The sequence below is a fragment of the Acinetobacter sp. YH12105 genome (assembly GCF_013419095.1).
Classification (GTDB): Bacteria; Pseudomonadota; Gammaproteobacteria; order Pseudomonadales; family Moraxellaceae; genus Acinetobacter; species Acinetobacter pseudolwoffii.
In genome coordinates this window covers 342,905-367,091 of the sequence record NZ_VPAU01000001.1, presented here as the reverse complement: position 1 = coordinate 367,091, position 24,187 = coordinate 342,905, and the positions used below count along the sequence as shown (strand labels likewise).

The 24,187-nt window shown below is 41.7% G+C and carries 27 protein-coding genes and 2 tRNA genes; 17 read left to right on the top strand and 12 right to left on the bottom strand.

The genetic code is table 11. The features are described 5' to 3' along the window. Positions 1 to 14 precede the first annotated feature (14 nt). The 10 genes from lepA to FTU44_RS01860 all read left to right on the top strand — a co-directional run bounded on the left by lepA (position 15) and on the right by FTU44_RS01860 (position 8,104). Entirely contained in the window at positions 15 to 1,832 is a 1,818-nt protein-coding gene (lepA, locus tag FTU44_RS01905; RefSeq protein ID WP_005097556.1) for a translation elongation factor 4, read from the top strand. Positions 1,833 to 1,852: 20 nt separating this feature from the next. After that, positions 1,853 to 2,680 (top strand): signal peptidase I, encoded by an 828-nt coding sequence (gene lepB, locus FTU44_RS01900; protein ID WP_005097555.1) that lies wholly within the window; start codon positions 1,853 to 1,855, stop codon positions 2,678 to 2,680. A 24-nt stretch (positions 2,681 to 2,704) separates the two neighbouring features. Then, a complete protein-coding gene (locus tag FTU44_RS01895; RefSeq protein WP_005097553.1) occupies positions 2,705 to 3,076 on the top strand; it encodes a DUF4845 domain-containing protein in 372 nt (123 codons plus the stop codon). Then, positions 3,048 to 3,746 carry a ribonuclease III gene (gene rnc / locus FTU44_RS01890; protein WP_159138197.1) on the top strand — a complete coding sequence of 233 codons (699 nt, stop codon included), beginning with the start codon at positions 3,048 to 3,050 and terminating at the stop codon, positions 3,744 to 3,746. The genes FTU44_RS01895 and rnc overlap by 29 nt, the downstream gene beginning before the upstream one ends. Then, positions 3,746 to 4,774, top strand: a complete 1,029-nt coding sequence (gene era, locus FTU44_RS01885) for a GTPase Era (RefSeq protein WP_005097549.1) — start codon at positions 3,746 to 3,748, stop codon at positions 4,772 to 4,774. The genes rnc and era overlap by 1 nt, the downstream gene beginning before the upstream one ends. A 37-nt stretch (positions 4,775 to 4,811) precedes the next feature. Continuing rightward, the gene (locus FTU44_RS01880; protein ID WP_005097547.1) at positions 4,812 to 5,006 is read left to right on the top strand and encodes an NF038104 family lipoprotein; all 195 of its coding nucleotides are present in this window, start codon (positions 4,812 to 4,814) and stop codon (positions 5,004 to 5,006) included. 11 nt (positions 5,007 to 5,017) lie between these two features. After that, the gene (locus tag FTU44_RS01875) at positions 5,018 to 5,728 is read left to right on the top strand and encodes a DNA repair protein RecO (protein ID WP_074383331.1); all 711 of its coding nucleotides are present in this window, start codon (positions 5,018 to 5,020) and stop codon (positions 5,726 to 5,728) included. A 13-nt stretch (positions 5,729 to 5,741) separates the two neighbouring features. Next, positions 5,742 to 6,467 (top strand): pyridoxine 5'-phosphate synthase, encoded by a 726-nt coding sequence (gene pdxJ, locus FTU44_RS01870; protein ID WP_159516068.1) that lies wholly within the window; start codon positions 5,742 to 5,744, stop codon positions 6,465 to 6,467. Positions 6,468 to 6,480: 13 nt separating this feature from the next. Further along, on the top strand, positions 6,481 to 7,134 hold the full coding sequence (locus FTU44_RS01865; RefSeq protein WP_159138194.1) for a tRNA-(ms[2]io[6]A)-hydroxylase: 654 nt from the start codon (positions 6,481 to 6,483) through the stop codon (positions 7,132 to 7,134). Positions 7,135 to 7,270: 136 nt separating this feature from the next. Beyond that, positions 7,271 to 8,104, top strand: a complete 834-nt coding sequence (locus FTU44_RS01860; RefSeq protein WP_180049277.1) for a DUF4198 domain-containing protein — start codon at positions 7,271 to 7,273, stop codon at positions 8,102 to 8,104. A gap of 90 nt (positions 8,105 to 8,194) precedes the next feature. Here FTU44_RS01860 and FTU44_RS01855 read toward each other — a convergent pair. Then, positions 8,195 to 8,270: transfer RNA gene (locus FTU44_RS01855), tRNA-Asn, on the bottom strand. A 236-nt stretch (positions 8,271 to 8,506) separates the two neighbouring features. On the opposite strand from FTU44_RS01855, the gene FTU44_RS01850 reads away from it, so the two are divergent. Then, positions 8,507 to 8,962, top strand: a complete 456-nt coding sequence (locus FTU44_RS01850) for a hypothetical protein (RefSeq protein ID WP_005170144.1) — start codon at positions 8,507 to 8,509, stop codon at positions 8,960 to 8,962. A gap of 35 nt (positions 8,963 to 8,997) precedes the next feature. Here the strand turns inward: FTU44_RS01850 and FTU44_RS01845 are convergent, their stop codons facing one another. The 3 genes from FTU44_RS01845 to map form a co-directional block, all read right to left on the bottom strand. Then, a complete protein-coding gene (locus FTU44_RS01845; protein WP_180049275.1) occupies positions 8,998 to 9,435 on the bottom strand; it encodes a PaaI family thioesterase in 438 nt (145 codons plus the stop codon). 362 nt (positions 9,436 to 9,797) lie between these two features. Beyond that, entirely contained in the window at positions 9,798 to 11,033 is a 1,236-nt protein-coding gene (locus FTU44_RS01840; RefSeq protein WP_159516067.1) for a pyridoxal phosphate-dependent aminotransferase, read from the bottom strand. 252 nt (positions 11,034 to 11,285) lie between these two features. Next, positions 11,286 to 12,113, bottom strand: coding sequence for a type I methionyl aminopeptidase (gene map, locus FTU44_RS01835; protein ID WP_005097535.1), 828 nt, complete (start codon positions 12,111 to 12,113; stop codon positions 11,286 to 11,288). A 471-nt stretch (positions 12,114 to 12,584) separates the two neighbouring features. On the opposite strand from map, the gene rpsB reads away from it, so the two are divergent. The 3 genes from rpsB to FTU44_RS15310 all read left to right on the top strand — a co-directional run bounded on the left by rpsB (position 12,585) and on the right by FTU44_RS15310 (position 14,900). After that, entirely contained in the window at positions 12,585 to 13,331 is a 747-nt protein-coding gene (rpsB, locus tag FTU44_RS01830) for a 30S ribosomal protein S2 (RefSeq protein WP_005097534.1), read from the top strand. Positions 13,332 to 13,473: 142 nt separating this feature from the next. Next, entirely contained in the window at positions 13,474 to 14,349 is an 876-nt protein-coding gene (gene tsf / locus FTU44_RS01825) for a translation elongation factor Ts (protein ID WP_005097533.1), read from the top strand. 410 nt (positions 14,350 to 14,759) lie between these two features. After that, positions 14,760 to 14,900, top strand: coding sequence for a DUF3465 domain-containing protein (locus tag FTU44_RS15310; RefSeq protein WP_347929327.1), 141 nt, complete (start codon positions 14,760 to 14,762; stop codon positions 14,898 to 14,900). A gap of 127 nt (positions 14,901 to 15,027) precedes the next feature. Here the strand turns inward: FTU44_RS15310 and FTU44_RS01815 are convergent, their stop codons facing one another. The 7 genes from FTU44_RS01815 to FTU44_RS01785 all read right to left on the bottom strand — a co-directional run bounded on the left by FTU44_RS01815 (position 15,028) and on the right by FTU44_RS01785 (position 21,122). Continuing rightward, entirely contained in the window at positions 15,028 to 15,483 is a 456-nt protein-coding gene (locus tag FTU44_RS01815) for a DUF962 domain-containing protein (protein WP_005097532.1), read from the bottom strand. A 245-nt stretch (positions 15,484 to 15,728) separates the two neighbouring features. After that, positions 15,729 to 16,343: a septal ring lytic transglycosylase RlpA family protein gene (locus tag FTU44_RS01810; protein WP_005097531.1), complete on the bottom strand. Its 615-nt coding sequence runs from the start codon at positions 16,341 to 16,343 to the stop codon at positions 15,729 to 15,731. Between the two features lie 290 nt (positions 16,344 to 16,633). Then, positions 16,634 to 17,635, bottom strand: coding sequence for a lytic murein transglycosylase B (gene mltB / locus FTU44_RS01805; protein ID WP_180049273.1), 1,002 nt, complete (start codon positions 17,633 to 17,635; stop codon positions 16,634 to 16,636). 294 nt (positions 17,636 to 17,929) lie between these two features. Continuing rightward, positions 17,930 to 18,583, bottom strand: a complete 654-nt coding sequence (locus FTU44_RS01800) for a hypothetical protein (RefSeq protein WP_180049271.1) — start codon at positions 18,581 to 18,583, stop codon at positions 17,930 to 17,932. An 18-nt stretch (positions 18,584 to 18,601) separates the two neighbouring features. Further along, positions 18,602 to 19,417 carry an NADPH-dependent 7-cyano-7-deazaguanine reductase QueF gene (gene queF / locus FTU44_RS01795; RefSeq protein WP_180049270.1) on the bottom strand — a complete coding sequence of 272 codons (816 nt, stop codon included), beginning with the start codon at positions 19,415 to 19,417 and terminating at the stop codon, positions 18,602 to 18,604. Continuing rightward, positions 19,417 to 20,190, bottom strand: a complete 774-nt coding sequence (locus tag FTU44_RS01790; protein WP_005097525.1) for an ABC transporter permease — start codon at positions 20,188 to 20,190, stop codon at positions 19,417 to 19,419. Before FTU44_RS01790 ends, queF begins: the two co-directional genes overlap by 1 nt. Continuing rightward, on the bottom strand, positions 20,187 to 21,122 hold the full coding sequence (locus FTU44_RS01785; protein WP_005097523.1) for an ABC transporter ATP-binding protein: 936 nt from the start codon (positions 21,120 to 21,122) through the stop codon (positions 20,187 to 20,189). Before FTU44_RS01785 ends, FTU44_RS01790 begins: the two co-directional genes overlap by 4 nt. A gap of 178 nt (positions 21,123 to 21,300) precedes the next feature. Here FTU44_RS01785 and FTU44_RS01780 point away from each other — a divergent pair. Both FTU44_RS01780 and FTU44_RS01775 read left to right on the top strand, forming a co-directional pair. Then, positions 21,301 to 21,376, top strand: a tRNA-Arg gene (locus FTU44_RS01780). A 486-nt stretch (positions 21,377 to 21,862) separates the two neighbouring features. Then, entirely contained in the window at positions 21,863 to 22,780 is a 918-nt protein-coding gene (locus tag FTU44_RS01775; protein WP_005097509.1) for a LysR family transcriptional regulator, read from the top strand. A gap of 37 nt (positions 22,781 to 22,817) precedes the next feature. Here the strand turns inward: FTU44_RS01775 and FTU44_RS01770 are convergent, their stop codons facing one another. Further along, a complete protein-coding gene (locus FTU44_RS01770; RefSeq protein ID WP_180049268.1) occupies positions 22,818 to 22,991 on the bottom strand; it encodes a hypothetical protein in 174 nt (57 codons plus the stop codon). Positions 22,992 to 23,864: 873 nt separating this feature from the next. Here FTU44_RS01770 and FTU44_RS01765 point away from each other — a divergent pair. Then, positions 23,865 to 24,083 (top strand): hypothetical protein, encoded by a 219-nt coding sequence (locus FTU44_RS01765; RefSeq protein WP_005170167.1) that lies wholly within the window; start codon positions 23,865 to 23,867, stop codon positions 24,081 to 24,083. The last annotated feature ends 104 nt before the right edge of the window (positions 24,084 to 24,187 follow it).

Here is a 24,187-nt window from a genome sequence, read left to right as displayed (position 1 = left end):
TCTCAAGGTAACCCATGGCGCAAGCTAAAAAATCTGTTGATATTAAAAACATTCGTAACTTCTCGATTATTGCGCATATTGACCACGGTAAATCGACCCTCGCAGATCGCTTTATTCAGACCTGTGGTGGTTTGCAAGATCGTGAAATGCAGGCTCAAGTCCTCGATTCTATGGAGCTTGAGCGCGAACGTGGGATTACCATTAAAGCCACTTCGGTGACGCTAAACTATACCCATCCAAATGGTGAAGTTTATCAGCTGAACTTTATTGATACGCCGGGACACGTTGACTTCTCGTATGAAGTGTCGCGATCGCTCGCAGCCTGTGAAGGTGCTTTATTAGTCGTTGATGCGGCGCAAGGTGTGGAAGCACAGTCTGTCGCCAACTGCTATACCGCGATTGAGCAAGGTCTGGAAGTACTGCCCGTACTGAACAAGATCGATTTGCCGCAAGCTGAACCTGAGCGTGTGATTCACGAGATTGAAGAAATTATCGGCATTGAAGCGACAGAAGCACCGACATGTTCAGCCAAAACCGGTCTGGGCATTGAAAATGTTTTAGAAACCCTGGTGAATGTGATTCCGGCACCGGTCGGTGATCGCGAAGCGCCGTTGCAAGCGCTGATTGTAGATTCATGGTTTGACAACTACCTTGGGGTAGTTTCTCTGGTACGTGTAAAGCAGGGTCGTGTGCGTAAAGGCGACAAGATGTTGATGAAATCAACAGGTCAAACGCACATCATTACTTCTGTGGGGATCTTTAACCCGAAACATACTGAAACAGGTATGTTGGAAGCAGGCGAAGTCGGCTTCGTGATTGCCGGTATTAAAGACATTTTTGGTGCGCCGGTGGGTGATACCATTACCTTGGCAACCACACCTGAAGTTGCAACGCTACCGGGCTTTAAAAAAGTAAAACCGCAGGTTTATGCCGGTTTATTCCCGATTGATGCCAGTGACTTTGAACCGTTTCGTGAAGCTTTGCATAAACTGCAAATTAATGACTCGGCCTTGTTCTTTGAACCGGAAAGTTCGGATGCACTCGGTTTTGGTTTCCGCTGTGGCTTCTTGGGCATGCTACACATGGAGATTGTACAAGAGCGTTTAGAACGCGAGTATGATCTTGATCTGATTTCTTCTGCGCCCACCGTAATTTACGAAGCAGTGATGAAAAATGGCCAGACGATTTATATCGACAGCCCGTCTAAAATGCCGGATGGTTCAACCGTAGAAGATTTACGTGAACCGATTGCCGAATGTCATATTTTAGTACCGCAAGAATATCTGGGTAATGTCATGACCTTGTGTATCGAGCGCCGTGGCATACAAAAAGACATGAAATTCCTCGGCAATCAGGTGTCGATTACTTTTGAAATTCCAATGGCAGAAGTGGTCATGGATTTCTTCGATAAATTGAAGTCTTGTTCACGTGGTTTTGCATCCCTCGACTATAACTTTGTCCGTTTTGAAAGTTCTTCATTGGTAAAAGTGGATGTGCTGATCAATGGTGAAAAAGTCGATGCCTTGGCGATGATCTGTCACCGTAACGACGCGCGTCATCGTGGTATTGCGCTGGTGGAAAAAATGAAAGACCTGATTCCGCGTCAAATGTTTGATGTGGCAATTCAGGCGGCAATTGGTGCGCAAATCATTGCACGTTCCACTGTAAAAGCCATGCGTAAAAACGTATTGGCTAAATGTTATGGTGGTGACGTGTCACGTAAGAAAAAACTTCTGTCTAAACAGAAAGAAGGTAAGAAACGCATGAAGCAGGTGGGTAGTGTCGAAATCCCGCAAGAAGCGTTCCTCGCTGTGTTAAAAGTCGAACGCTAAAAGAATAAGGATATAAGCCCATGGATTTTGATTTTAATTTGATTCTTGTTCCTGCGACGCTGTTTTTTGTCGCACTGTGGTTGCTTGACAAGTTTGTCCTGAAACAAAGACAAACTCGCGGCAAGGGCAATGAAAATTTTATCATTACCTGGGCTTATGACTTTTGGCCAGTACTGACGATTGTACTGGTGCTGCGTTCGTTCTTGTTTGAACCGTTTAATATTCCATCGGATTCAATGGTGCCAACCCTGGAAACTGGGGACTTTATTCTGGTGAATAAATTTGACTATGGCGTGAAACTGCCTATGGTCAACACTAAAATTATTGATACTGGTAGTCCAGAGCGTGGCGATGTGGCAGTATTCCGTTATCCACCACAACCGACCATCAGTTATATCAAGCGTATTATTGGTTTACCCGGTGATCATATTGTCTATGATCATGGTCAGTTGAGCATCAATGGTGAACAAGTAGCGAAAGTTCCAGTGGAATTTAGCCGTGAAAAAGATCGTCTGGATACACCCAATGCCATTTATCATAAAGAAACTTTAGGTCAGCATAGCTTTACCATGCGTGAGCTGGAAGGGGTCAATGTCGCGCGTCAGGCGCCTTATATTAACTTTGTGGAAAATGGTAAATATTCAAGTGAAAATGGTTTATATTGGGAAGTAAAGGTGCCAGAAGGTCATTACTTTGCGATGGGGGATAATCGCGATCAGAGTGCTGACAGCCGTTTCTGGGGGCTTGTTCCGGAAGAAAACTTAACAGGTCGTGCATTCTATATATGGATGCATAAAGAACCTGGCTTTAAATTGCCATCGTTTGGTCGCAACGGGACAATCGATTAATTGTTTCAATCAGGAAAATAAAAAATGAGACATCAACAAGGTGCTTCGTATATTGGGATTTTATTTGCAATCGTGGGGTTTGCATTTCTCGCCAAAGTAGCGATTGCAGTGTGGGGACCCTACTTTGATGATCGTATGGTCGATGGTGAGATTGAGGCGCTGTTAAAAAGTGCGCCAGCCAATATAACACCAGAAAAATTTCGTCAGCAGATGGATCAGCGTTTATCAATGAATAATATTCGCGATCTGAAGTTTGATGAAATTGCCAAAGTTACCCATACCGATGGTTTGCAGGTACACAAGAATTATGAAATTCGTAAAAATTTCATAATGAATATCGATTTAGTGATGAAGTTTGAGAAAAATTTTGATCAAAGCGCAGTCAAAACTCAATGATGAGCGTCTTGCCAGACGGATCGGTTATCAGTTTAAACAAGCTGAACTGCTCAAGCTGGCACTGACCCATCGTTCAGTCAGTCATAAACAAAACTATGAACGCCTAGAATTTCTAGGCGATTCTCTTTTAGGGATGATCATTGCGAATTATCTCTTCACTGCCTACCCAAGCGAAAACGAAGGCCGGCTGACGCGTATGCGTGCCACCTTGGTTCGACAGGAAGCATTGGGGAAAATCGCCAATGATTTAAAACTCAGTCAGAATTTAATTCTCAGTACCGGTGAATTGAAATCTGGCGGTCATCATCGCGAGTCTATACTGGCAGATACTGTAGAAGCCATTATTGGCGCAATCTATGTGGATTGCGCTGATCTCACTGTGTTAGAACCGATTGTGTTAAAATGGTATGAACCGTATTTGGATCATATTGAGCCGACCGATCAGCTTAAAGACCCTAAATCACGTTTACAAGAGTATCTACAAGCACGTAAGAAACCTCTCCCAGTTTACGAGGTTGTAGATATTCAAGGTGATGCCCCTAATCAGCATTTTAAAGTGGAATGTGAGATTGAGGGATTACCGACCATGCAAGGTGAAGGCGCCAGCCGACGTTTTGCTGAACAAGCCGTTGCGGCAGATATTTTAAAACTTTTGGAGCATAAGTCTTAATGACTACTCATTCCGATCACATTGATGCTGATCACGAGTCGCAAAGCGACAGTCACGACCTGGTAAATCAATTTTTTAGCGCACAAGGCACCGAAATTCCGTCGGATTATCGCAGTGGTTTTGTCGCTATTGTAGGTCGCCCGAATGTGGGTAAATCTACCTTAATGAACCATATTTTGGGTCAGAAACTCTCAATTACCTCACGTAAACCGCAAACCACACGGCATAAAATTGTCGGGATTGATTCGCGTGAAAAGTCTCAGGCGGTATTCGTGGATACGCCGGGGATGCATAAAAAGGAAGTACGTGCCATCAATAAAATGATGAACCGTGCTGCCCATTCGGCTTTACGTGATGTGAATCTGGTTTTGTTTGTGGTGGATGCACAGAAGTGGACGCCGAATGATGATCTGGTACTGGAAAAGCTGAAAAATGCTGAAATGCCGGTGATTCTGGTGATCAACAAATTAGATACTTTTGAGAACAAGAACGAAGCTTTACCACTGATTCGTGAGCGCGAAAAGCTGATGAACTTTGCGGAAATCGTACCTGTTTCTGCACTTCGTGGTGCCAATCTTGAGCATTTACGTGACACGATTGCCAAGTATCTTCCGTTCCAGCCGCCATTGTACTCCCTGGATCAATTAACTGACCGTTCAGAACGTTTCCTGGCTTCTGAAATTATTCGTGAAAAAATCATGCGTCAGCTGGGTGAAGAACTGCCCTATGATTTAACCGTGCAGATTGAATCATTCAAAACTGAACAGCCAGTGATGAATGAAAAGACTGGTCGTATGAAGCCGGCCTGTACCTATATTGATGCTACGATTTTTGTCGATCGTCCGAGCCAGAAAGCCATTGTGATTGGTGAGAAAGGCGTTAAGCTGAAAAAAATCGGTATGGATGCACGTCTCGACATGGAAAAAATGTTCGAACAGAAAATCATGCTGACCCTTTGGGTGAAAGTCAAAGGCGGCTGGTCTGATGATGAACGTGCACTAAAAAGCTTAGGTTATAGCGATATCTAAGTTATAAAATTAATAAGCCCCTTTAAGGAATTTCGTGATGATGAAAGTGTTGGCAGTGCTTGCATGTGTTTTATTCTTGCAAGGCTGTATCCATAAAGTGGTCACGGTTCCTGTCAAGGTGGCTTATAAAACCACAAAAGTCGCAGTCAAAGGCACTGCGGCTGTTGTGGGCGCAGTCATCCCGGATGGAGATGACGACGATGATAAAAAATCAAAAAAAGATAAGGATTAAAGTGTCCGCTTATGCGTAACGAAGTACTGCATGGTTATTTGATTCATCATCGTAAGTACCGTGAGCGCAGCCATATTGTGCATTTATTTACCCAGGAATACGGTCGTATGGATGGCATTCTCCGGCAAACACCGCCGCCGCAATATCAGCCCATCAGTTTGCAAGCCACCGGAAAATCAGAACTCAAAAACTTTACCAAACTGGAAATTGTCAATCAGCCGATTTTCTTTTTTGGCGATGCCTTTTTTTCAGGCTTTTATCTGAATGAAGTCCTGTTGCGTTTGTGCCCCCTAGAAGTGGAAATGCCGCAAACCTTTGCCAAATATGCAGAGACATTAACTGCATTGCAGCAATTATCAGAACAATCTAATCCCAATTTATACTTAAAACAGATTTTGCGGCAATTTGAACATATCTTGCTGGAAGAACTCGGTTATGGTCTGGATTTTTCCCTAGATGCTCATCAGGTACAAATCGATCCGTTACAACACTATTATTTTCAGCTCAATGCCGGTTTTATGCCATCGGCCAAAGCATTACGCTCTACCATGTCAGGTCAGCAGATTTTAAGTATGCTAGATCATGAAAATGGTGGGGATTTTAATCCGGAACAGTTACAATTGTTGACGAAACTGTATCGACAGGTGATCACGGCCTTATTGGGTGATCGGCCATTAAAAAGTCGGCAACTCTGGATTCAAAACTCTCAATCTCAAACGTAGTTAGGAAAAGATTATGGCTGCATTACTTGGTGTCAATATTGACCATGTCGCAACATTAAGACAAGCACGTGGTACAACGTACCCAGACCCAGTCAATGCTGCATTGATCTGTGAGCAGGCCGGGGCAGAGGGCATTACCTTGCACTTGCGTGAAGACCGTCGTCACATTCAGGATGAAGATGTGCGTCGTATGCGTCCTGCACTGAAAACCCGTATGAACCTCGAGCTGGCGGTAACAGATGAGATGGTCGCTTTTGCCAAGGAAATTAAACCGCATCATGTCTGTTTTGTCCCTGAAAAACGTCAGGAAGTCACCACTGAAGGTGGTCTGGATGTGGTGACCCATTTCGAATCAGTCAAAGCAGCCACGCAAGAACTGGCGGCGATTGGTTGTGATGTGTCTTTGTTTATTGATGCCGACTTTGCCCAAATTGATGCAGCAGTTGCTTGTGGTGCACCGACCATCGAGATTCATACTGGGGCTTATGCCGATGCAGAAACGCCTGAAGCCCAGCAGACTGAGCTTGAGCGCATTATTAAAGGCGCTGAATATGCCGCATCGAAAGGTCTGGTAGTGAATGCCGGTCATGGTTTAAACCTCGATAATGTAACGCCAATTGCGGCGATTCCACAAATTCATGAACTTAATATTGGCCACTCATTAATTGCAGATGCTGTATTTGTAGGTCTGGCACAAGCTGTTCAGCAAATGAAAGCTGTGATTAAGTCAGCACGTTAAGATCAGAATCGTTATGTCAAATATTAATTATGATGAACTGATGCAGCCGGTGATTGCTTTCCTGGGGTGTGAAACGCCCAAGGCATGGCTGAATGTGGCAGTCGAAAATCTTGAAATCTTGATGCAAGATCATGCTAATTGTGAGAAAAAAGCAGCCAGCACGGCCATGAACCTGATGTTTCGCTATAGTTACTTTGTCGATTTACAGGTGAAGCTTGCGCAGTTAGTGCGTGAAGAAATGCTGCATTATGAACAAGTGCTTGAACTGATGAACAAGCGCGGTCAGGCCTGGCAGAATTTGAGTGCAGGGCGTTATGCCGGTGGCTTGCGCAAAGAAATCCGGACTTTTGAACCTGAAGCCTTGATTGATGTCTTGGTGATTGGTGCTTTTGTGGAAGCACGCTCTTGTGAGCGTTTCTACGCGCTGGCTTCGCGTGTGGATGATGAGTTGGCACGTTATTACCGTTACTTGCTTAAGTCTGAATCTCGTCACTTTGAGGACTATCTGGCTTTGGCGATGGATGTGGCGACCACGGCAAAATTGAAAAATCCGCAAGAGGATATTCAAAGCCGGATTGATCATATTCGTAACGTTGAAAAGCAGCTGATTCTGACACCAGATGACACTTTCCGTTTCCATAGCGGTGTTCCGGCTCAAGCGGCTTAATTGCAGTGAACATTTAAAAATCCTCCATTCATGGGGGATTTTTTATATCCAGAGCAAATATATAAATGAGAATTATTTACATCTACAGACTTAATCCATAAAATACAGCAGATTTCTTAATAACGATGATGAAATAATGAATAAGCTGGTAAAAGTCATGCCTTTTTTGATCTTGGGAGTGATCAGCAGTACAGCCTTTGCACACTATCCTTATGTTGCCCCACTAAGTTATCAAACTTTTAACAATCACACCGCGATTGTATCTGGCTTTTATGACAATCCATTTGCCTCGGAAGTGGCGATTAAAAACTTTAAGTTTCATTATCATACGCCTACAGGCCAAAAGATTTATCTTGCAGATGATGCATGGACCAAAACACAAACCCTAAGTAGTTATAGTCTGGAAAATAAACAAGAGGGTACCTATCGGATTCGTGGCGAGAAACAGGGGAATAGCCTAAAGTATGCACAGGTTGCTCAAAAATGGAAAATGGTTCTAAGTGCTGTTCCAAAAGCCAATCAAGCCGCCAATCAAAATGTGATTTATCAGCAAGCGCTGAAGAAAAACATGCCACAGAAAACTGTGCAGACTATCGATATTATTGAAACCTTTGTCTCACGGCGTGTGACGTCGAATCAGGTCATTCAGCATATCCATGCTGGCTTTGATGTTCAATTTATCACGCATCCAAATGCATTTAAAAAATCTCAAGCGATTCAATTGAAAGTACTGGATGATAAAAAAGGAGTTGCGAATTTAAACGTTGAGATTTTGGCACAAACGACAGATTTTAGTCGTGATAAAAAAATCTATAAAGCGCTCACAACAGATGCGCAAGGGTTACTCAACTTTAATATGCAGGAAAAAGGCCAGTACTTAATGAAAATTGATTATCAGCAGCCTTTCGACATAAAAAAGAATGATTTAAAGCGTTATAAATATACCTTGGCTTTTAATGTAATGGATTAAGCCAAAACGAGCCTGAAATCATTCAGGCTTGTTTTATAAAATATTAAACGAAAAAAAGCCCACTTCGTTATGAGTGGGCTTTTTAGTATTTGGCTCTCCAACCTGGGCTCGAACCAGGGACCTGCGGATTAACAGTCCGTCGCTCTACCGACTGAGCTATTGGAGAATCTGAAAGCGATTATAGAGGGATTTTGACAGGGGTCAAGCAAAAACTGTCATATTTATAACAAATTCAGCCTGTCTGTTTTTAATTTAGACAATTGCATAAATTTTACGAAAAATACTTGTCAGAATAAATTTCACTTGCTAGATTAAAACCATAAAGTCGTTTGACCAAATGGTCAAACAGTGTGGATTTAAACCTACTTGCCAGCACAAAAATGGCTAAACCGGAGACAGCGAATGAATACGCTCAGCATCCCTCAAATTTTCTCTCAACTCACTTATTATCAAGAAAACTATCTGCAGATTATTGCAGATCCAGCACAGTATTATATTCCTGTTACAGATGCTCATATCAAGCTATGGCCCTTGGCGCAACAGTCCTTGTATCTAGGTGATTTGCTGCAATTGTGGTTTGCAGAAAAATGGTTGGTAGAAACTGAACGTCAATTTAGCTTTGAAGTGTTTTTGAATGCCGATTATCTGAAAGAGCAAAGCAAAGAATTATATATCTATGCCATTTCAGGTAATCTTTTGACCGGTACCAATCAATCCAAAGCTTGGCAGGCATCGACAGCGCAAATACAAGATGTAGAGCTGGCCAATGTGTCCAAGCATTATTTTGAGTTTCAGGGCTTAAGCCGACCACAGATCGCTTGTGTTCAAGCCGGACAGACGAAGGGCAATATTGCTTAGGTCATCGATTGAATGCTGGCCATAGGTTCTCTTGGTTATTCAGGGCGAATAATCATACAGGTCGCAGTGGCATGGGCATATAAACGGCCTTCTTCATCCAGAATCCGACCTTCAGCAATACCCAGATTTTTACTGAGGTTAATTAATTGTCCGGTCGCTTTAAGCTGCTGGTCTTGAGGAATCGGTCGGCACATTTTAACATTCAGATCAATCGTGCCATAACCGACCCCTGCTTCGAGTAAAGTATGAATCGCACAGCCTGTCACCGTGTCTAAAACAGTTGCTGCAAAACCACCATGCACGCCACCAAGCGGATTTAAATGTCGGTGATCGGCTTTGACTTTAAATTCTACGTATCCGCTTTGGATAACGGCAGGTTGCATCGACATGGTTTCGCTAATGCTTGGAGCGGGAATTTTCCCATCTCGCATCGCTTGTAATAAGGCCAAACCGTTCATTTCTTTTGGATTCATTCTGCTTTTCCTGTGATTATTCTTTAGCTGTTTCGATTTTATTTAAAAGTGAAACATCAATAATAGCAAGTGACATATTTTTTAATGAGATGTTGCCGAAGGTAATTGTTATCTTGGAGGGTTAAAAGTTATTGTGGTTAAAATATTTATTTTTTCAATGCTATTGCAGATAGCAGGAGAGTGCTATTTCTACCGGAAATAGAGATACTTTAGATATTCAGGAATTTCGATCAATGCTATGTGTGGCATACACTTTGGCTGCGATCATTTGTTTGATCTGCTTAAAATACGTTATCAAAAGCAGCTTGGAATGGCATAAAAAAACCCGCGATCAACGCGGGTTTTTAAATCAAGCGAATTGATTATTGTGCAGCTTTTTCAGCTTCGATTGAAGCAATTGCGGCGTCAACGCCTTCGATTGAATCAGCAGCTTTCTTGATGCGCGCAAGTGCATCAACCAACACTTCATCTGCAGTTGCATAAGAAATACGCATGAAACCGCCCAGACCGAATGCATCGCCAGGAACAACGGCAACGCCAGTTTCTTCCAGTAACCAAGCAGAGAATTCTGTGCAAGATTTCAAACCTTTGGCACGAATCAACGGCTTGATGTTTGCGTATGCATAGAATGCACCATCCGCAGGTAAGCAAGAAATACCATTGATGTCATTCAAGCCTTTCACAACCAGGTCATGACGACGTTTGAATGCTTCAATCATTGGCTCAAGAACATCTTGAGGACCATTCAATGCAGCTTCGGCAGCAACTTGTGAAATTGAAGTTGGATTTGAAGTGGATTGTGACTGGATTTTTTTCATCGCACCGATCAGTTTAGCAGGGCCCGCTGCATAGCCAATACGCCAGCCAGTCATTGCATAGGCTTTAGATACACCGTTTAACACGATTGTGCGGTCATACAGGTCTGGTGCAACAGTGGCGATGTTATAGAACTCATCTTCCCAACGAATCGGTTCATACATGTCATCAGACGCGATGAATACTTCAGGGTATTTACGCAGTACCTCAGCCAAAGCAAGAAGTTCTTCTTTGGTGTAGATCATGCCAGTCGGGTTAGAGGGACTGTTCAATACCACTAAACGTGTTTTGTCAGTGATCGCAGCTTCTAGTTGCTCAGGTGTGATTTTGAAACGCTGTTCTTCACCACATTTCACAATCACAGGTACGCCTTCAGCGATGATCACCATATCCGGGTAGCTGACCCAGAAAGGTGCAGGAATGATAACTTCATCACCTTTGTTCAACAAAGCCAAAGACAGGTTAAAGAATGATTGTTTACCACCACAAGAAACCAGAATCTGGTTTGCTGCGTAGTCTAGGTTATTGTCACGTTTCAATTTAGCAATAATGGCTTTTTTAAGACCTGGCGTACCGTCAACAGCGGTGTATTTGGTGAAACCGTTGTTAATCGCTGCAATTGCTGCATCTTTGATGTGTTGCGGTGTATCAAAATCTGGCTCACCTGCGCCCAAACCAATAACATTATGACCTGCAGCTTTTAATTCAGCAGCTTTGTTGGTCACAGCAAGCGTTGGGGACGGTTTGATGGCATTTACACGATCAGAGAGACGTACGTCCACGGCAGTATTCCTTCTTATAGGGATTAAAAAATAAAAAGCACATTATCTTAGCTTAAAATGCGAGGCATGGGGCAAAAGAATTTGGAAAACTTTGAGGAAAAAATGGTGTACTTGCAGAGCTTTATCTTGAACTCCGATGCCAAGGGACAACAGTTAAAAGGCTTGAGTTATCCAGTAAACCCCCATAAGCCAGTCAATATAAACTAAAAATGGCCACTTTATAGTGACCATTTTGTGGTGTTGTCTTGGTACTTATTTATTAAAGCGTGACAGATCTTCATCCGGACGCGCGGTTAAGATTTCAACCCCTGTTTTAGTGACGAGCAGGGTATGTTCATATTGTGCTGACAATGAATGGTCTTTGGTGACCACCGTCCATTTATCACCCAGTAATTTGGTTTTCCAGTCGCCACCATTCACCATAGGCTCAATGGTAAAAGTCATGCCTTCTTCTAAAATCATCCCGGTATCTGGCTGGCCGTAATGCAATACTTGCGGTTCGTCATGGAAAGTCGTGCCAATTCCATGACCACAATATTCACGTACCACACCAAAACGTTCAGATTCGACATATTTTTGAATCACGTGGCCAATATCGCCAATGGTTGACCCTGGTTTTACAGTTTCAATACCCCGGTACATGGCTTCTTGCGCTACTTTACATAGACGGTTAGCAAGAATAGACGTTTCACCACCGACGATGTACATCATGTTGGTATCTCCATGATAGCCATCTTTAATCACAGTGACATCGATATTCAGAATGTCACCTTTTTTCAACTTTTTGCTATCCGATGGAATGCCGTGACACACCACATGATTCACAGAAGTGCAAATCACATGCTGGAAAGCAGGCCGACCTGGTGCTGCACCATAACCTAAGCAGGCTGGAATGGCTTGTTGTTGGTTAACAATATAGTCATGACAAATCGTATCAAGTTCTAGCGTAGTAACACCTGGAACAATATGCGGTTTGATCATATCCAATACTTCTGCCGCCAGTCGCCCTGCCACACGCATTTTTTCAATTTCGTCAGGGGTTTTGATAAGTCGACGTGGCGCTTGGTAAGTGTTGTTCATGATCTCTAAAAACTTTTGGAAATTTGTGTGTGACTATGGTATAAATAGCCGCCCATTTTATCAAATGCTTTTTCGTGAATAAATTTCACGGGCTTTGTGCGATGGGGCAAAAAATCCGCACATATATCGACACATTACTCTGGGTGCTTCTAGGGATTGTTGTCACTTTATATGTGAGTTGCGTTGTCAGCTAAAATTTCGTCATGCGAGGCATGAAACGATGGTAATGGTATTCCCTTATCGAGTTTCATAACGAAGTATGAGGGGATTTTAGCTACAACCCTTCGGGATAGGGACGTTTTTTGACGCTACTGCGTTATGAATAGTTTATTTAGAATGTTAAATCTCACTATTCATGCCTTGTATCGCTAAAAAATGTCCTCTGTCGCAACCACTGATAAAATGACAGCAATCCCTTGGGTGGAGAATGCGGGTATATGGAGGCCTAACCCAAACTTTAAGGTAAAGAAAATGGCAGATTACAACGTAGGCATGCGCGACCTTCTACAAGCAGGCGCACACTTTGGTCACCAAACACGTTTTTGGAACCCAAAAATGCGCGATTACATCTTTGGTGCGCGTAACAAAATTCACATCATCAACCTTGAGCACACTGTTCCTGCGTTAAATGATGCTTTGAACTTTGCTAACAACTTGGCGAGCAAAAAGAACAAAGTTTTGTTTGTTGGTACTAAGCGCGCAGCTTCTGCAATCATCCGTGAACAAGCGCAACGTGCTGGTCAACCATATGTTGATCACCGCTGGTTAGGTGGTATGTTGACGAACTGGAAAACACTTCGCCAATCTATCAACCGTCTAAAAGACCTTCAAACTCAATCTCAAGACGGTACTTTCCTTAAGCTAACTAAACGTGAAGCTTTAGAACGTACTCGTGAGATGGAAAAACTTGAACGCGGTCTTGGCGGCGTGAAAAACATGGGTGGTTTACCTGACGCATTATTCGTAATCGACGTTGATCACGAAGCAATTGCAATCAAAGAAGCAAAGAACCTTGGTATTCCTGTAATCGGTATCGTTGATACAAACTCTAACCCAGACAACGTAGATTACGTTATTCCGGGTAACGATGATGCGATCCGTGCAGTAACACTGTATGCTTCTGCTATGGCTGATGCGATTCTTGCTGGTAAAGAATATGCTCAATCACAAGCGAATGCACAAGCTAAAGCAGAAGAAGCTCCAGCTTCTGAGGCTTAATGCGTTTGACGCAAGCTTGTCATTTTTGCGACATGTGATGGTGGCAAAGTAAGCGTTATGTATGCAGGCGGCCCATGAGAACTCCTCTGGGCCGTTTCTGTTCTAAAAAGAATTCATTTTCTACCGAATTTAGGAGATAAACATGACTGCAGTTACAGCAAGCATGGTTAAAGAATTGCGCGATCGTACTGGTCTTGCAATGATGGAATGTAAAAAAGCTTTGACAGAGGCGGGCGGCGACGTTGAATTAGCGATCGATAACCTACGTAAATCTGGTCAAGCGAAAGCTGCTAAAAAAGCGGGTAACATCGCTGCTGATGGCGCGATCACGATTGCTCAAGAAGGCAACAAAGCACTTCTTTTAGAAGTAAACTGCCAGACTGACTTCGTTGCAAAAGATGAAAACTTTGCTGGTTTCTCTGCGAAAGTTGCGGCTGCTGCACTTGCTGCAAACGTAACTGATCCTGCTCAAATCGCTGAATTGAAACTAGAAGATGGTGCAACTGTAGAAGAAGCGCGTATCGCTCTTGTTCAAAAAATCGGTGAAAACATCCAAGTACGTCGTGCGAAAATTGTTGAAGGTGCTAACCTTGCAGTTTACAAACACGGTCTTCGTATCGGTGTTGTTGTTTCTTATACTGGTGATGAAGCAACTGGTAAAGGCTTGGCAATGCACGTTGCTGCGTTCAACCCAGTCGCTGTAAATGCTGAAGGCGTTTCTGCTGAGCTTATCGCGAAAGAGAAAGAAATTGCTGAAGCGAAAGCACTTGAATCTGGCAAGCCAGCAAACATCGTTGAGAAGATGGTTGTGGGTTCTGTTGAGAAATACTTGAACGAAGTTGTTCTTGAGCGTCAAATGTACGTAATCGACAACGACAAGAAAGTTGCTGACGTTCTTAAAGCAACAGGTACTACTGTAGCTGAATTCGTTCGTTTCGAAGTTGGTGAAGGTATCGAGAAGAAAGCTGAAATGAGTTTCGCAGAAGAAGTTGCTGCTGCTCAGGCTGCTGCTCAATAATTCGGTAACGAATTATAAAGAAGCTCCACTTTGTGGGGCTTTTTTTATATCTGCATAAAAATACAATAAGTCGAAAGCGGTAGTTTTTCTTGGAAAATGCGAGTTTGCTTAGAAAGTACGCGTGATAAAATCAACGAAATTTAAAGAATTGAAAATCATTAATAGCGCATATAAAACCGACATGGGTATTGGGGCGATGATTGCTTATTGATTGCTGTATATCTGTGTTGATACCTAGCAAAACCAGTTTGAGTGGAGCTCCTTAACACAAAGTCAGCCAAGTCGCCACACCGACACTCATTTTGAAGCTATGTCTCAAGATGATCTCAATAAAATTTAGACTGCTTTTCAACATCATCAGGGTGCTATTGGGGTTCGATCTTATCGAACAATGATTGCAACGTTAGGTGATGATCATAAAGGATCACGCTATTAAGAGTTCATGCTTGAATGATCAAATTGTATTGGTGACATATAATATCGATTCCGCACCCGGCATTGGTTCGATTCAAAAAGATGATATTGTCGAATTTTATAGTGAATATAAATAGCGAGAAGGGGGATGTGGCGCACTGGATGCATCATGATTGTGCCCGAAAACATGTGTATGGCCGGTTAAAACATCAAGGAAGAACCTGTCAAGAAGGTTCTTCTCATTAGAAAAAATGAAGAATGCTGCTAAATGCTCTTCATGTCTCGTATCTGGCGACTTTTCCAGGAAGGTGCTACTTTAGCTAAATAAGCATCCATGCACCAAATCGGGCCAATAAGAAGGAATTGAAGGTCTTTAAAGAAAGATGGCTTTTTGCCTTCCACTTTGTGGCCATAAAACTGACCAATCCAGGCAAAAACAAATAGGCCAACATAAAAACCGGCACCGACTGGCAGAATCCAGATTAACCAGGCCATGATCAATGTTAAAGCAGCCATTGCAACTGCCAAAACAATATCTAGTCGGGCATAGAAAATAAAAGCCAGAGCTAGCAGAAGGGCGGTCAGTAAAGCACTAAAGTGCGCAATAATGCCAATAATCGAAAAATAGATAGTCGGTACGCAGACCCAGTGAATCAGCTTATTGGTTTTGTTTTGATGACTGTCACTATATTCATCCAGCCATTCAGATATTGTTTTCATTATTCGCTCCATTCCATGAATACGTTGTGCTTGCCTGAAAATATAAAGCAGAATCTAGGTTTGGTCAAAAGTTAATCGTGCCAGAACGTGAATTTTATTTGGCGAATTTGCAACATTCAAGCTGTAATGGACAGGTAGCCGGAGATAAGAGGAGCTATAGATTGATTGTCATTTTTCTATAACTTGAAGTTAATAAAAAAGCCACACTACTGTGGCTTTTGGTTAAATGTATTGCAAGCTAAATCTTAAGAATTTGGACCAGCGACACGCTCAATACTGACATTGCCAACACCGGCATTGGTAATGCCGAGTTTCTTCGCTGCGCCATAAGATAAATCGACGACACGGTTACCATGGAATGGGCCGCGGTCATTGACTTTAACCACTACGCTTTTACCATTATTTCTATTGGTCACACGAATATAACAGTTCAATGGCAGGCTACGATGAGCAGCAGTCATTGCATTCATGTCAAAGGTTTCACCGCTTGCAGTTTTACGGCCGTGGAACTGGCGACCATACCAAGAGGCTGTACCTGTCTGACTGAACTTGCGTACAGTATTAGAAGCCACGGTATTCAGTTTTTCAATCACTGAAGGCTCTTCTGCAGGAATTTCAATTTTCGCTGCAATGGTTTCACGGCGAACTTTATCGCCAGAACGCTCAGTGATTGAAAGGCTGTTCAAATTGGTGAAATTTGAATTGAAGCTTTGAGCTTCTTTATTTAATACACGCGTTGCAAGGCGCGAATTGTCATTTTCGTGATTAAACGAAGATGACGGAACCATATCTGCCTGCGATTGCGTCAGTGTGACTATCGTGGCAATAGCCATAAAATACTTCAAAATTGAAGAATGCATCGAATCAACTCCTAACAGCATATCGCATGGATTTGTTCATAAGTAACTGAAAAACCATGTAAACACGCCTGATATTTAACTTATGCAACTACATTTAACGAAATGGATAATATTCATGCCTGCAATATCCTGTCTAGTATTTAATTAAAATAGTTTAAAAAAGAACTTAAAATAAACAATGAGTGATTAAAATATGATCAATATTGTAACACAATATTAAAATTGATCAATATTTGCTCATAATCACTCATAAAAATGTTGACTTTAATAATTTGTATTAAATTCTCATGTTAACGGCTAGTAATTTCTGTACCTAATAACCACAATGCAGTGGCATACATTCGGCTGCGATTATAAGTAGTAATCACTTGAAAATTTGGATAAGTAATATAGTAAATATACCCATAATTTTCTTGTAATTGAATTACATTGACCAAGTCTAGATCGTCAATTTGAACAATAGGATTCATTGGGCTAATCCCTTGTGTTTTTAACACACCATATGGGCTAGGTTGAGTCAGATCTTTGGCAATTACCGCATCCGGGTTCGAGCCACTATAACGGGCCGGAAAAGCAATCGGTTGATTACGCTGCCAGCCATGCTGGGCTAAATAGTTGGCAATCGAGCCAATCGCATCTACTGCTGAATTACGCAGGTCAATATGTCCGTTACCATCGTAGTCCACGCCGAATTTTGGAATATTACTTGGCATGAATTGTGGATAACCGACCGCACCTGCATAAGAGCCGACGATAGAAGAAGCTGAAACGCCATCTTTATAAGACCAGGCAATTAATGCCGCCAGTTCATCTTGAAAATACTGGGCACGACGCTCATAACCAAAACCTAAGGTGGCCAGCGCATCACGGGTGACAAAAGAACCCTTATTGGTACCAAAGCCGGTTTCTACCCCTAAAATTCCGAGAATGATTGACTGTGGTACACCAAACTGCTGTTCAGCGCGATTCAGCGTTTCCGCATATTGCTGTTTAAAGCGCACACCGCGTTGAATGGTCGACTCAGCCAGAAAGTTGGTTTTATAAGAATACCAAGGCTTGCTTTCACCTGGACGATTCATAATATTGATGATATTGGGCAGGTTGCGCGCCCCGTTCATGGCTGAATCGACTTGCTGGGCACTCAGCCCATAATTTTGCATGGCAGTCTGTTTAAAACTGGCATAAGAGGGATGAGATTGGAAATCGTTGGCCAGACTGAAACTGCTGAGACCTAATGCGGTCAATGCGATTGAAAGCTGTTTAAATTTTTTATAAAAATTCGATTTCAACATCTTGGTACGATTTCCAATTTTTGATAAGTTGCGGGCAATGTTATTTGAATCATGCCATGAAAAAGATTGAGAAATTTTTTCAATCATGAGGCTGTAAAAACCAGATTAAAGATAACATTCGGATGATTAAGAGACCTAGATGCATATACAAAAATAGTGAAAGACTGGTTATTTTTGCGTCAGTTTGCCTTGTGGAGCTGCTTATCTGTAACAAGCTATTTCATTGAACATAAAAAAGCCTGACCGAAGTCAGGCTAATTTCAAAAAATCACTCTTAGATGATTCTATGCAGACCTATTCTGTATAGAACAAGGTGTCATGATATTCAGCCATGGCGCGAAGCTCATCCTTGTTCAGATTGAGAATGATTTTATCTGCAGCCATATTGATGGCCTTAATCACAGCAGAAGCACCAATATCTGCTGCCTTGCGTTTGATCATGCCAAGATCCAAGGTTTTATTAAAATCGACCATAAAGTGACGTACCGTCGCTTCACCAAACTGCTTATACAGGTTGCTAAACATTTGTTTGTCGATACTCTGACCGGCTTTTAGTTCCGCATAATGATGTTTTAAATTGGTCACCAGATTGGCATCCAGCGACTCACCAATACGGATCTGTCCTTCAGGGTCTTTAAACAGACTGCGTTCAGAGAAAGCAATAGATTGCTTCACCACATCATTCGGCGCTTTGCTCAATAACTGTTTCAGCAATACCGCCACAGTTGACTTGATATAGCCCGCCAGTTTTTCCGCAGTATCGCGCTTATCACTTGCAGGAAAACGACGCACCAGTTCCGTGAGAATCGCATCAATAATTTCATCATTAATCATCAATGCGGTTTTATCACGAAGTGGGTAAAGCAGCTCATTTGAATTTTTATTTTGTTGTGCAGTCTGAATTGTATTTAAAAGCTCTGCAGAAGGAATAAAACCAAAAAATGGCATTGTTAAACCTCAATGTTTTTATTGTCGCGCTAATCGAATAGGGCGAGGCATCCATGTTAAATCCGATACACGGCAAGGGTTGATATCCAATCCACCGCGGCGTGTATAGGTTGCGTAGACCATCAGCTTTTCCGGTTTCAGTTGTTGCCAGAGATCGGCAAACATCTGCTCCACGCATTGTTCGTGAAAACCGTTATGCTGACGATAAGAAATAATATAAGCCAAAATACTCTTATAACAAGGTTTTTTGCCCTGATAGCGTATAAATACTGTACCCCAATCCGGTTGTCCAGTGACTGGGCAGTTACTTCTTAATAAATGTGAATACAGCTGGATTTCAACTTCTTCGGTATGGTTCGCATCCAGAGCCAAAAGACTCGCATCAGGATGATTTTCCAGACGTTCCGGAATTAGTTCATCAATGCAGATGCCTTCAGGCTTGGCAACTTCCAAGTCATCAACCTGAAATAAATCTAACGTAATCTCTGCACCAGCCGCAGCAGATAAATTTTTTTCCACCGTGGCGATAAAGTCAGCTTGAGATTCAAATTTGGCAAAATTCAAACTATTAAAGTAGAGCTTGAGTGATTTGGATTCAATCAGATTCGGCGAAGAAGCAGGCAGGCTGATCCGTCCAATTGCGACTTGCGGCACACCGGCTGAATTTAACCAGGAAATTTCAAAAACATGCCACCAGTCGGTGCCTTGCTGAATCGCGTCGACATGCGCGTATTGTTCACGAGCAGGTGCGCGCGAAATCGGAAACAGAACATCCGGCTGATATTCTGTCGGGTAATTGGTGTCTTTACCAAGAAGAGATTGTTCTACACTCATTATTCACGCATTCCTGAACCACGGGAGAGTAAATGATAGGCCAATGCATAGAGCAGGCCGCAACATAAGGTGACCACTGCAAGTGAAACAGTTACATTGACATCGCTATGTCCTAAAATGCCATAGCGGAAGGCATTGACCATATACACCACAGGGTTGATCAAAGATAAATTTTGCCAGAATGGACTTAAGGCAGAAATTGCATAAAACACACCGCCTAAATAAGTCAGTGGCGTTAAAACAAAGGTCGGGATAATCGAAATATCATCAAAAGATTTGGCATAGACGGCATTGATAAAACCACCCAAAGAAAACAGCAGGGAGGTAATCAATACGGTATAAATCGTCACAAACCAGTTGGTAATGTATAGATCTGCAAAAAACAAACTCACGGCACTAACAATAATCGCCACCAGTACTCCACGAATCACACCGCCCAGCACATGTCCCCAAAGAATGGCATGCATCGGTACCGGACTCATGACCAGCTCTTCAATACTCTTTTGAAATTTTGAACTGAAAAAACTGGAAGAGACGTTGGCATAGCTGTTGGTAATCACGGCCATCATGATCAGACCGGGCACAATGAACTCCATATAGCTATAGCCGCCCATGTCTCCAATCCGCGAACCGATCAGATTGCCGAAAATCACGAAATACAAGCTCATGGTGATGGCAGGTGGTAACAAGGTTTGCGGCCAGATCCGCATAAAACGGCGGACTTCTTTATATACAATGGTATATAAAGCTACGCTGAGTTGATTAATGTTCATTGCGCAGCTCCATCCAGATTTTTTTCGACCATTTTGACAAAAAGCTCTTCCAGACGATTGGATTTGTTACGCATACTGCGTACCTGAATATTCTGTGATTCCAATAGCTGGAACAGATCATTCATGCTATGTGCCTTGTCCATGGTAATTTCTAAGGTCATCGGGTCGATTAAATTAAAACGTACCCCGATAATCTCCAGATGCAAAGGTTCAATCGGTGCTGCAAGATCAAAAATAAAGGATTCTTCATTCAGCTGACTTAGGAAGCTCTTCATGCTGGTGTCTTCTTTAATCACACCACGATCGATAATCGCAATGCGGCGACACAGCATTTCGGCTTCTTCTAAATAGTGGGTGGTGAGAATGATGGATGTCCCTTGCTCATTCATCTCGTTCAAAAACTCCCACATTGAACGACGTAATTCGATGTCGACACCCGCAGTTGGCTCATCCAGAATCAAAAGTTTCGGTTCATGCATCATGGCACGTGCAATCATCAAGCGACGTTTCATACCGCCCGACAGCATACGCGCCTGCGTTGCACGTTTTTCCCATAGGCCCAGCTTGGTCAGATAGAGTTCAGCCCGTTGCTGTGCAATTTTTTTAGGAATACCGTAATAGCCGGCTTGCGTCACCAGAATGTCGAAAGTTTTTTCAAACTGGGCGAAGTTAAATTCCTGAGGAACCACACCTAAACACTGTTTGGCTTGGGAGGGGTGGGTATCCAGGTTGTGACCGAAAATTTCGACTGTGCCGGCGGTTTTTTTTGTTAATGAACTGATAATACCGATGGTGGTGGATTTTCCGGCGCCATTTGGCCCCAGAAGTGCATAAAACTCACCTTCTGGTACACTTAAGTTGATTCCTTTTAATGCCTGAAAGCCATTGCGATAGGTCTTTGACACATCTCTTAAGATCAGTGCATCAGTCATGAATATCTCAAATGGTGAAAAGTTGAGATATTGTGAGTGATCTTGGAAAATAAGCCAAGTGATTCACATGGAATTCTGTGTTGCTGTTTTGGAACATTGTATAAAGTCTAAGCATAAAATGACGAAGTTATAGATAGTTGCTTTACCTTATGATTTTTTTTGTTATGATGTGCATCGCGCGCTCATAGCTCAACTGGATAGAGTACAGGTCTCCGAAGCCTGTGGCGTGGGTTCGAGTCCCGCTGAGCGCACCATTTTCTTATTTCTTACAACATAAAAATCTCTCTAAATTAAATCTTTATATCAGATCGCTTTTCATAAAACATTTTATTCAGTGCCACCATATAGATTGCATTGCTTAAATCGAATCTCAAACTCTGTCTTTTCACTTTATTTGATACTGCTCAAAAATAATCTTAAAAGTTTTCAGACAAACAAATGACATGCTCATTTTCTTTTACTTATTCTGATTCTATATTTTGAGTTGATGCGCTAATTCACAACGGCTTTGAATATTTTGAATACGAGAACTGATTGCAATGCAGAGTACGATTCTTGAATATCTTGAGGATGAAATAACTCAAATGTTTTTAATAAACCGATTTTTGAACAGATTATTTGTTGAGTAAAATTCATTAAAATAATTTAAAAGTGAAAATATTGAAGTGAGCATCCTGAAATAGATTATGCTATTCACCAAGCTTGAGTAGCTGATTTCTGTATTTTTTTGGGTAAGCCATATGATAGAACTACGACATTTAAAAACACTGACAGCGCTAAGAGAACATGGATCACTGGTTGCAGCAGCAGGAGATCTCTGTTTAACACCTTCAGCTTTGTCTCACCAATTGCGCGAACTCGATCAATGGTTCGGGGTTGAAGTGGTCAATCGCCGTAGTCGCCCTGTGAGTTTTTCTAATGTAGGTTTACGTTTGTTGAAACTGGCTGATGATGTGCTACCACAAGTACAGATAGCGCAAAGTGATATCACACGTATTGTGCATGGACAGACAGGCCGTATTATATTCTCGTCAGAGTGTCATAGTTGTTTTGACTGGCTAATGCCACTTTTGAATCAGTATCGTATCCAATATCCAGATGTTGATTTGGATTTTGCTTCGGGCTTTGAAGCCAATCCGCATGAATTGTTACAAACGGGCGAGTTTGACTTACTGATTACTGCCGATCCGATTGCACTCAAAGGTGTGGAATATTTCCCGGTATTTGAATATGAATCACGTTTGGTGTTGTCTAATACACATCCTTTAGTACGTGCCCAAGAGATTACGGTGCAGGAACTGGCAGAAGAAACATTAGTAACTTATCCGGTAGATAAGCATCGTCTGGATATCATGTCACGCTTGTTTATTCCTGCGAATATTTTGCCAAAACAGATTCGGACGACCGATTTGACTCAAATGCTGATTCAGCTTGTTGCCAGTGGTCGTGGGATTGCGGCATTGCCAGATTGGGTGGTAAATGAATATGAACAGAAGGGCTGGGTGACTTCGCGCCGTCTGGATTGTGTAGCCCCTGAAGGCTTACGCCGTACTTTATATGCAGGTTATCGAACTGAAGAAAAACAGAAAGATTACTTTGAGGGATTCTTAAAGCAGCTTGACCGATTCTCTAAAAAGCGGGCACAGTATTACACTTGATCCTAATCTCAAAGGAGCAGGCTCAATAATATGAATATTAAGGATTCTGTTCCTCTTCATCCTGATGTTGTTGACGGATTTGGTCTCTTTTTATCTGAGGGTCTTTATCTACGCCCAGCTGGCCGCGCTGCATCTCTCGATCCTGTTTTTCTTGTGGGTCCAATTCCTCTTCTGGAAATTCTTCATTAATTTTTTCATCTGGATGAGTCATCGCAATATACCTTTTCTAGAAATATAAATTTGTTTTGATCGATTTAATATCGGGTTTGAGTACATTTGTTTATTGTATATGAGCGACTTTATTACACTGTTGTTTTATAACTGATTTGATTTTACAAATTGTGATGCTTGTAAGTGTGTTTATACAGTACATTTTAAATAAAAATTAGTGCTTTATGTTCAAAATAACAATGGATTATATCTATAAGAAAATTACTTTTAATTTGGCTAATTACAGCGGTTCCTGTAGAGGTTCGCTAATTTCTGAGTAGCGCTTATTATTCTCAATAATTTAAAAAAATAAATTTTAAAAAACTGAATAAATTAATAAAGGATGATGTGAACACATATTGAGCTAAATTAACTTAAATTAAAATTTTATAGAAATCATATGTTTATTCTAAAAATATTTCCTTCTAAAAAGAATAATATTTGGAAATTAATAAGCCTGAAATATCATAATTTAGTTTTGAAAAATGACAATTTAAATCTTGTATGAGTCTTCTTTTAGAAGTGTAAAGAGGGCTTGTAGGTCTGAAAAATGTTGCTATATTGAACTCATGGTAGGTCGTAAAACCAATAAGACGCTACCGATAAGTTGGACGGATCAATGACAGTTAGTTGAGTTTGATGTTGATCACCAAACAATAAATCTAGCACTAGCCATCCAACACAGAGCTCGCAGCAATGCGAGCTTTTTTAATGTCTGTTATAAAGCTTTGTTTAATGATTCCAGATAATTTCTTTTCTAACTGATTCATATAAAAAAGTTTACATTGCCAAATTCGCTAACATCTTGACGTTAAATATGCGATTTAAGTGTGATATAAAAAATGGAAACTTAGAAAATAGAAAGGAGAGAGAAATGTCAAAGATTATTGATATAAAGGTGAAAGACCAATTTAGCAAGGTCATTGAGGCGAAAGCTTTATTACGTTCATTTGTAGAGCAACATCAGCATGATGCAATTGATCTGGTAAAAAAAATTGAACATATCGTGGTAGATGGCGAAACTATTTTACCGAGTATTGAACTGTTATTTGAAAGTCAAAAGTCTTCAAATATTTATAAAGTCGTAGAATAACTGGATCAATACGTTATACAAAGGTGAAAAAATTGAGTCCATCTATCCGATATTACAGGTTTAGCCATTAAAAACTCACCTTCCTGGTGAGTTTTTAATGAATG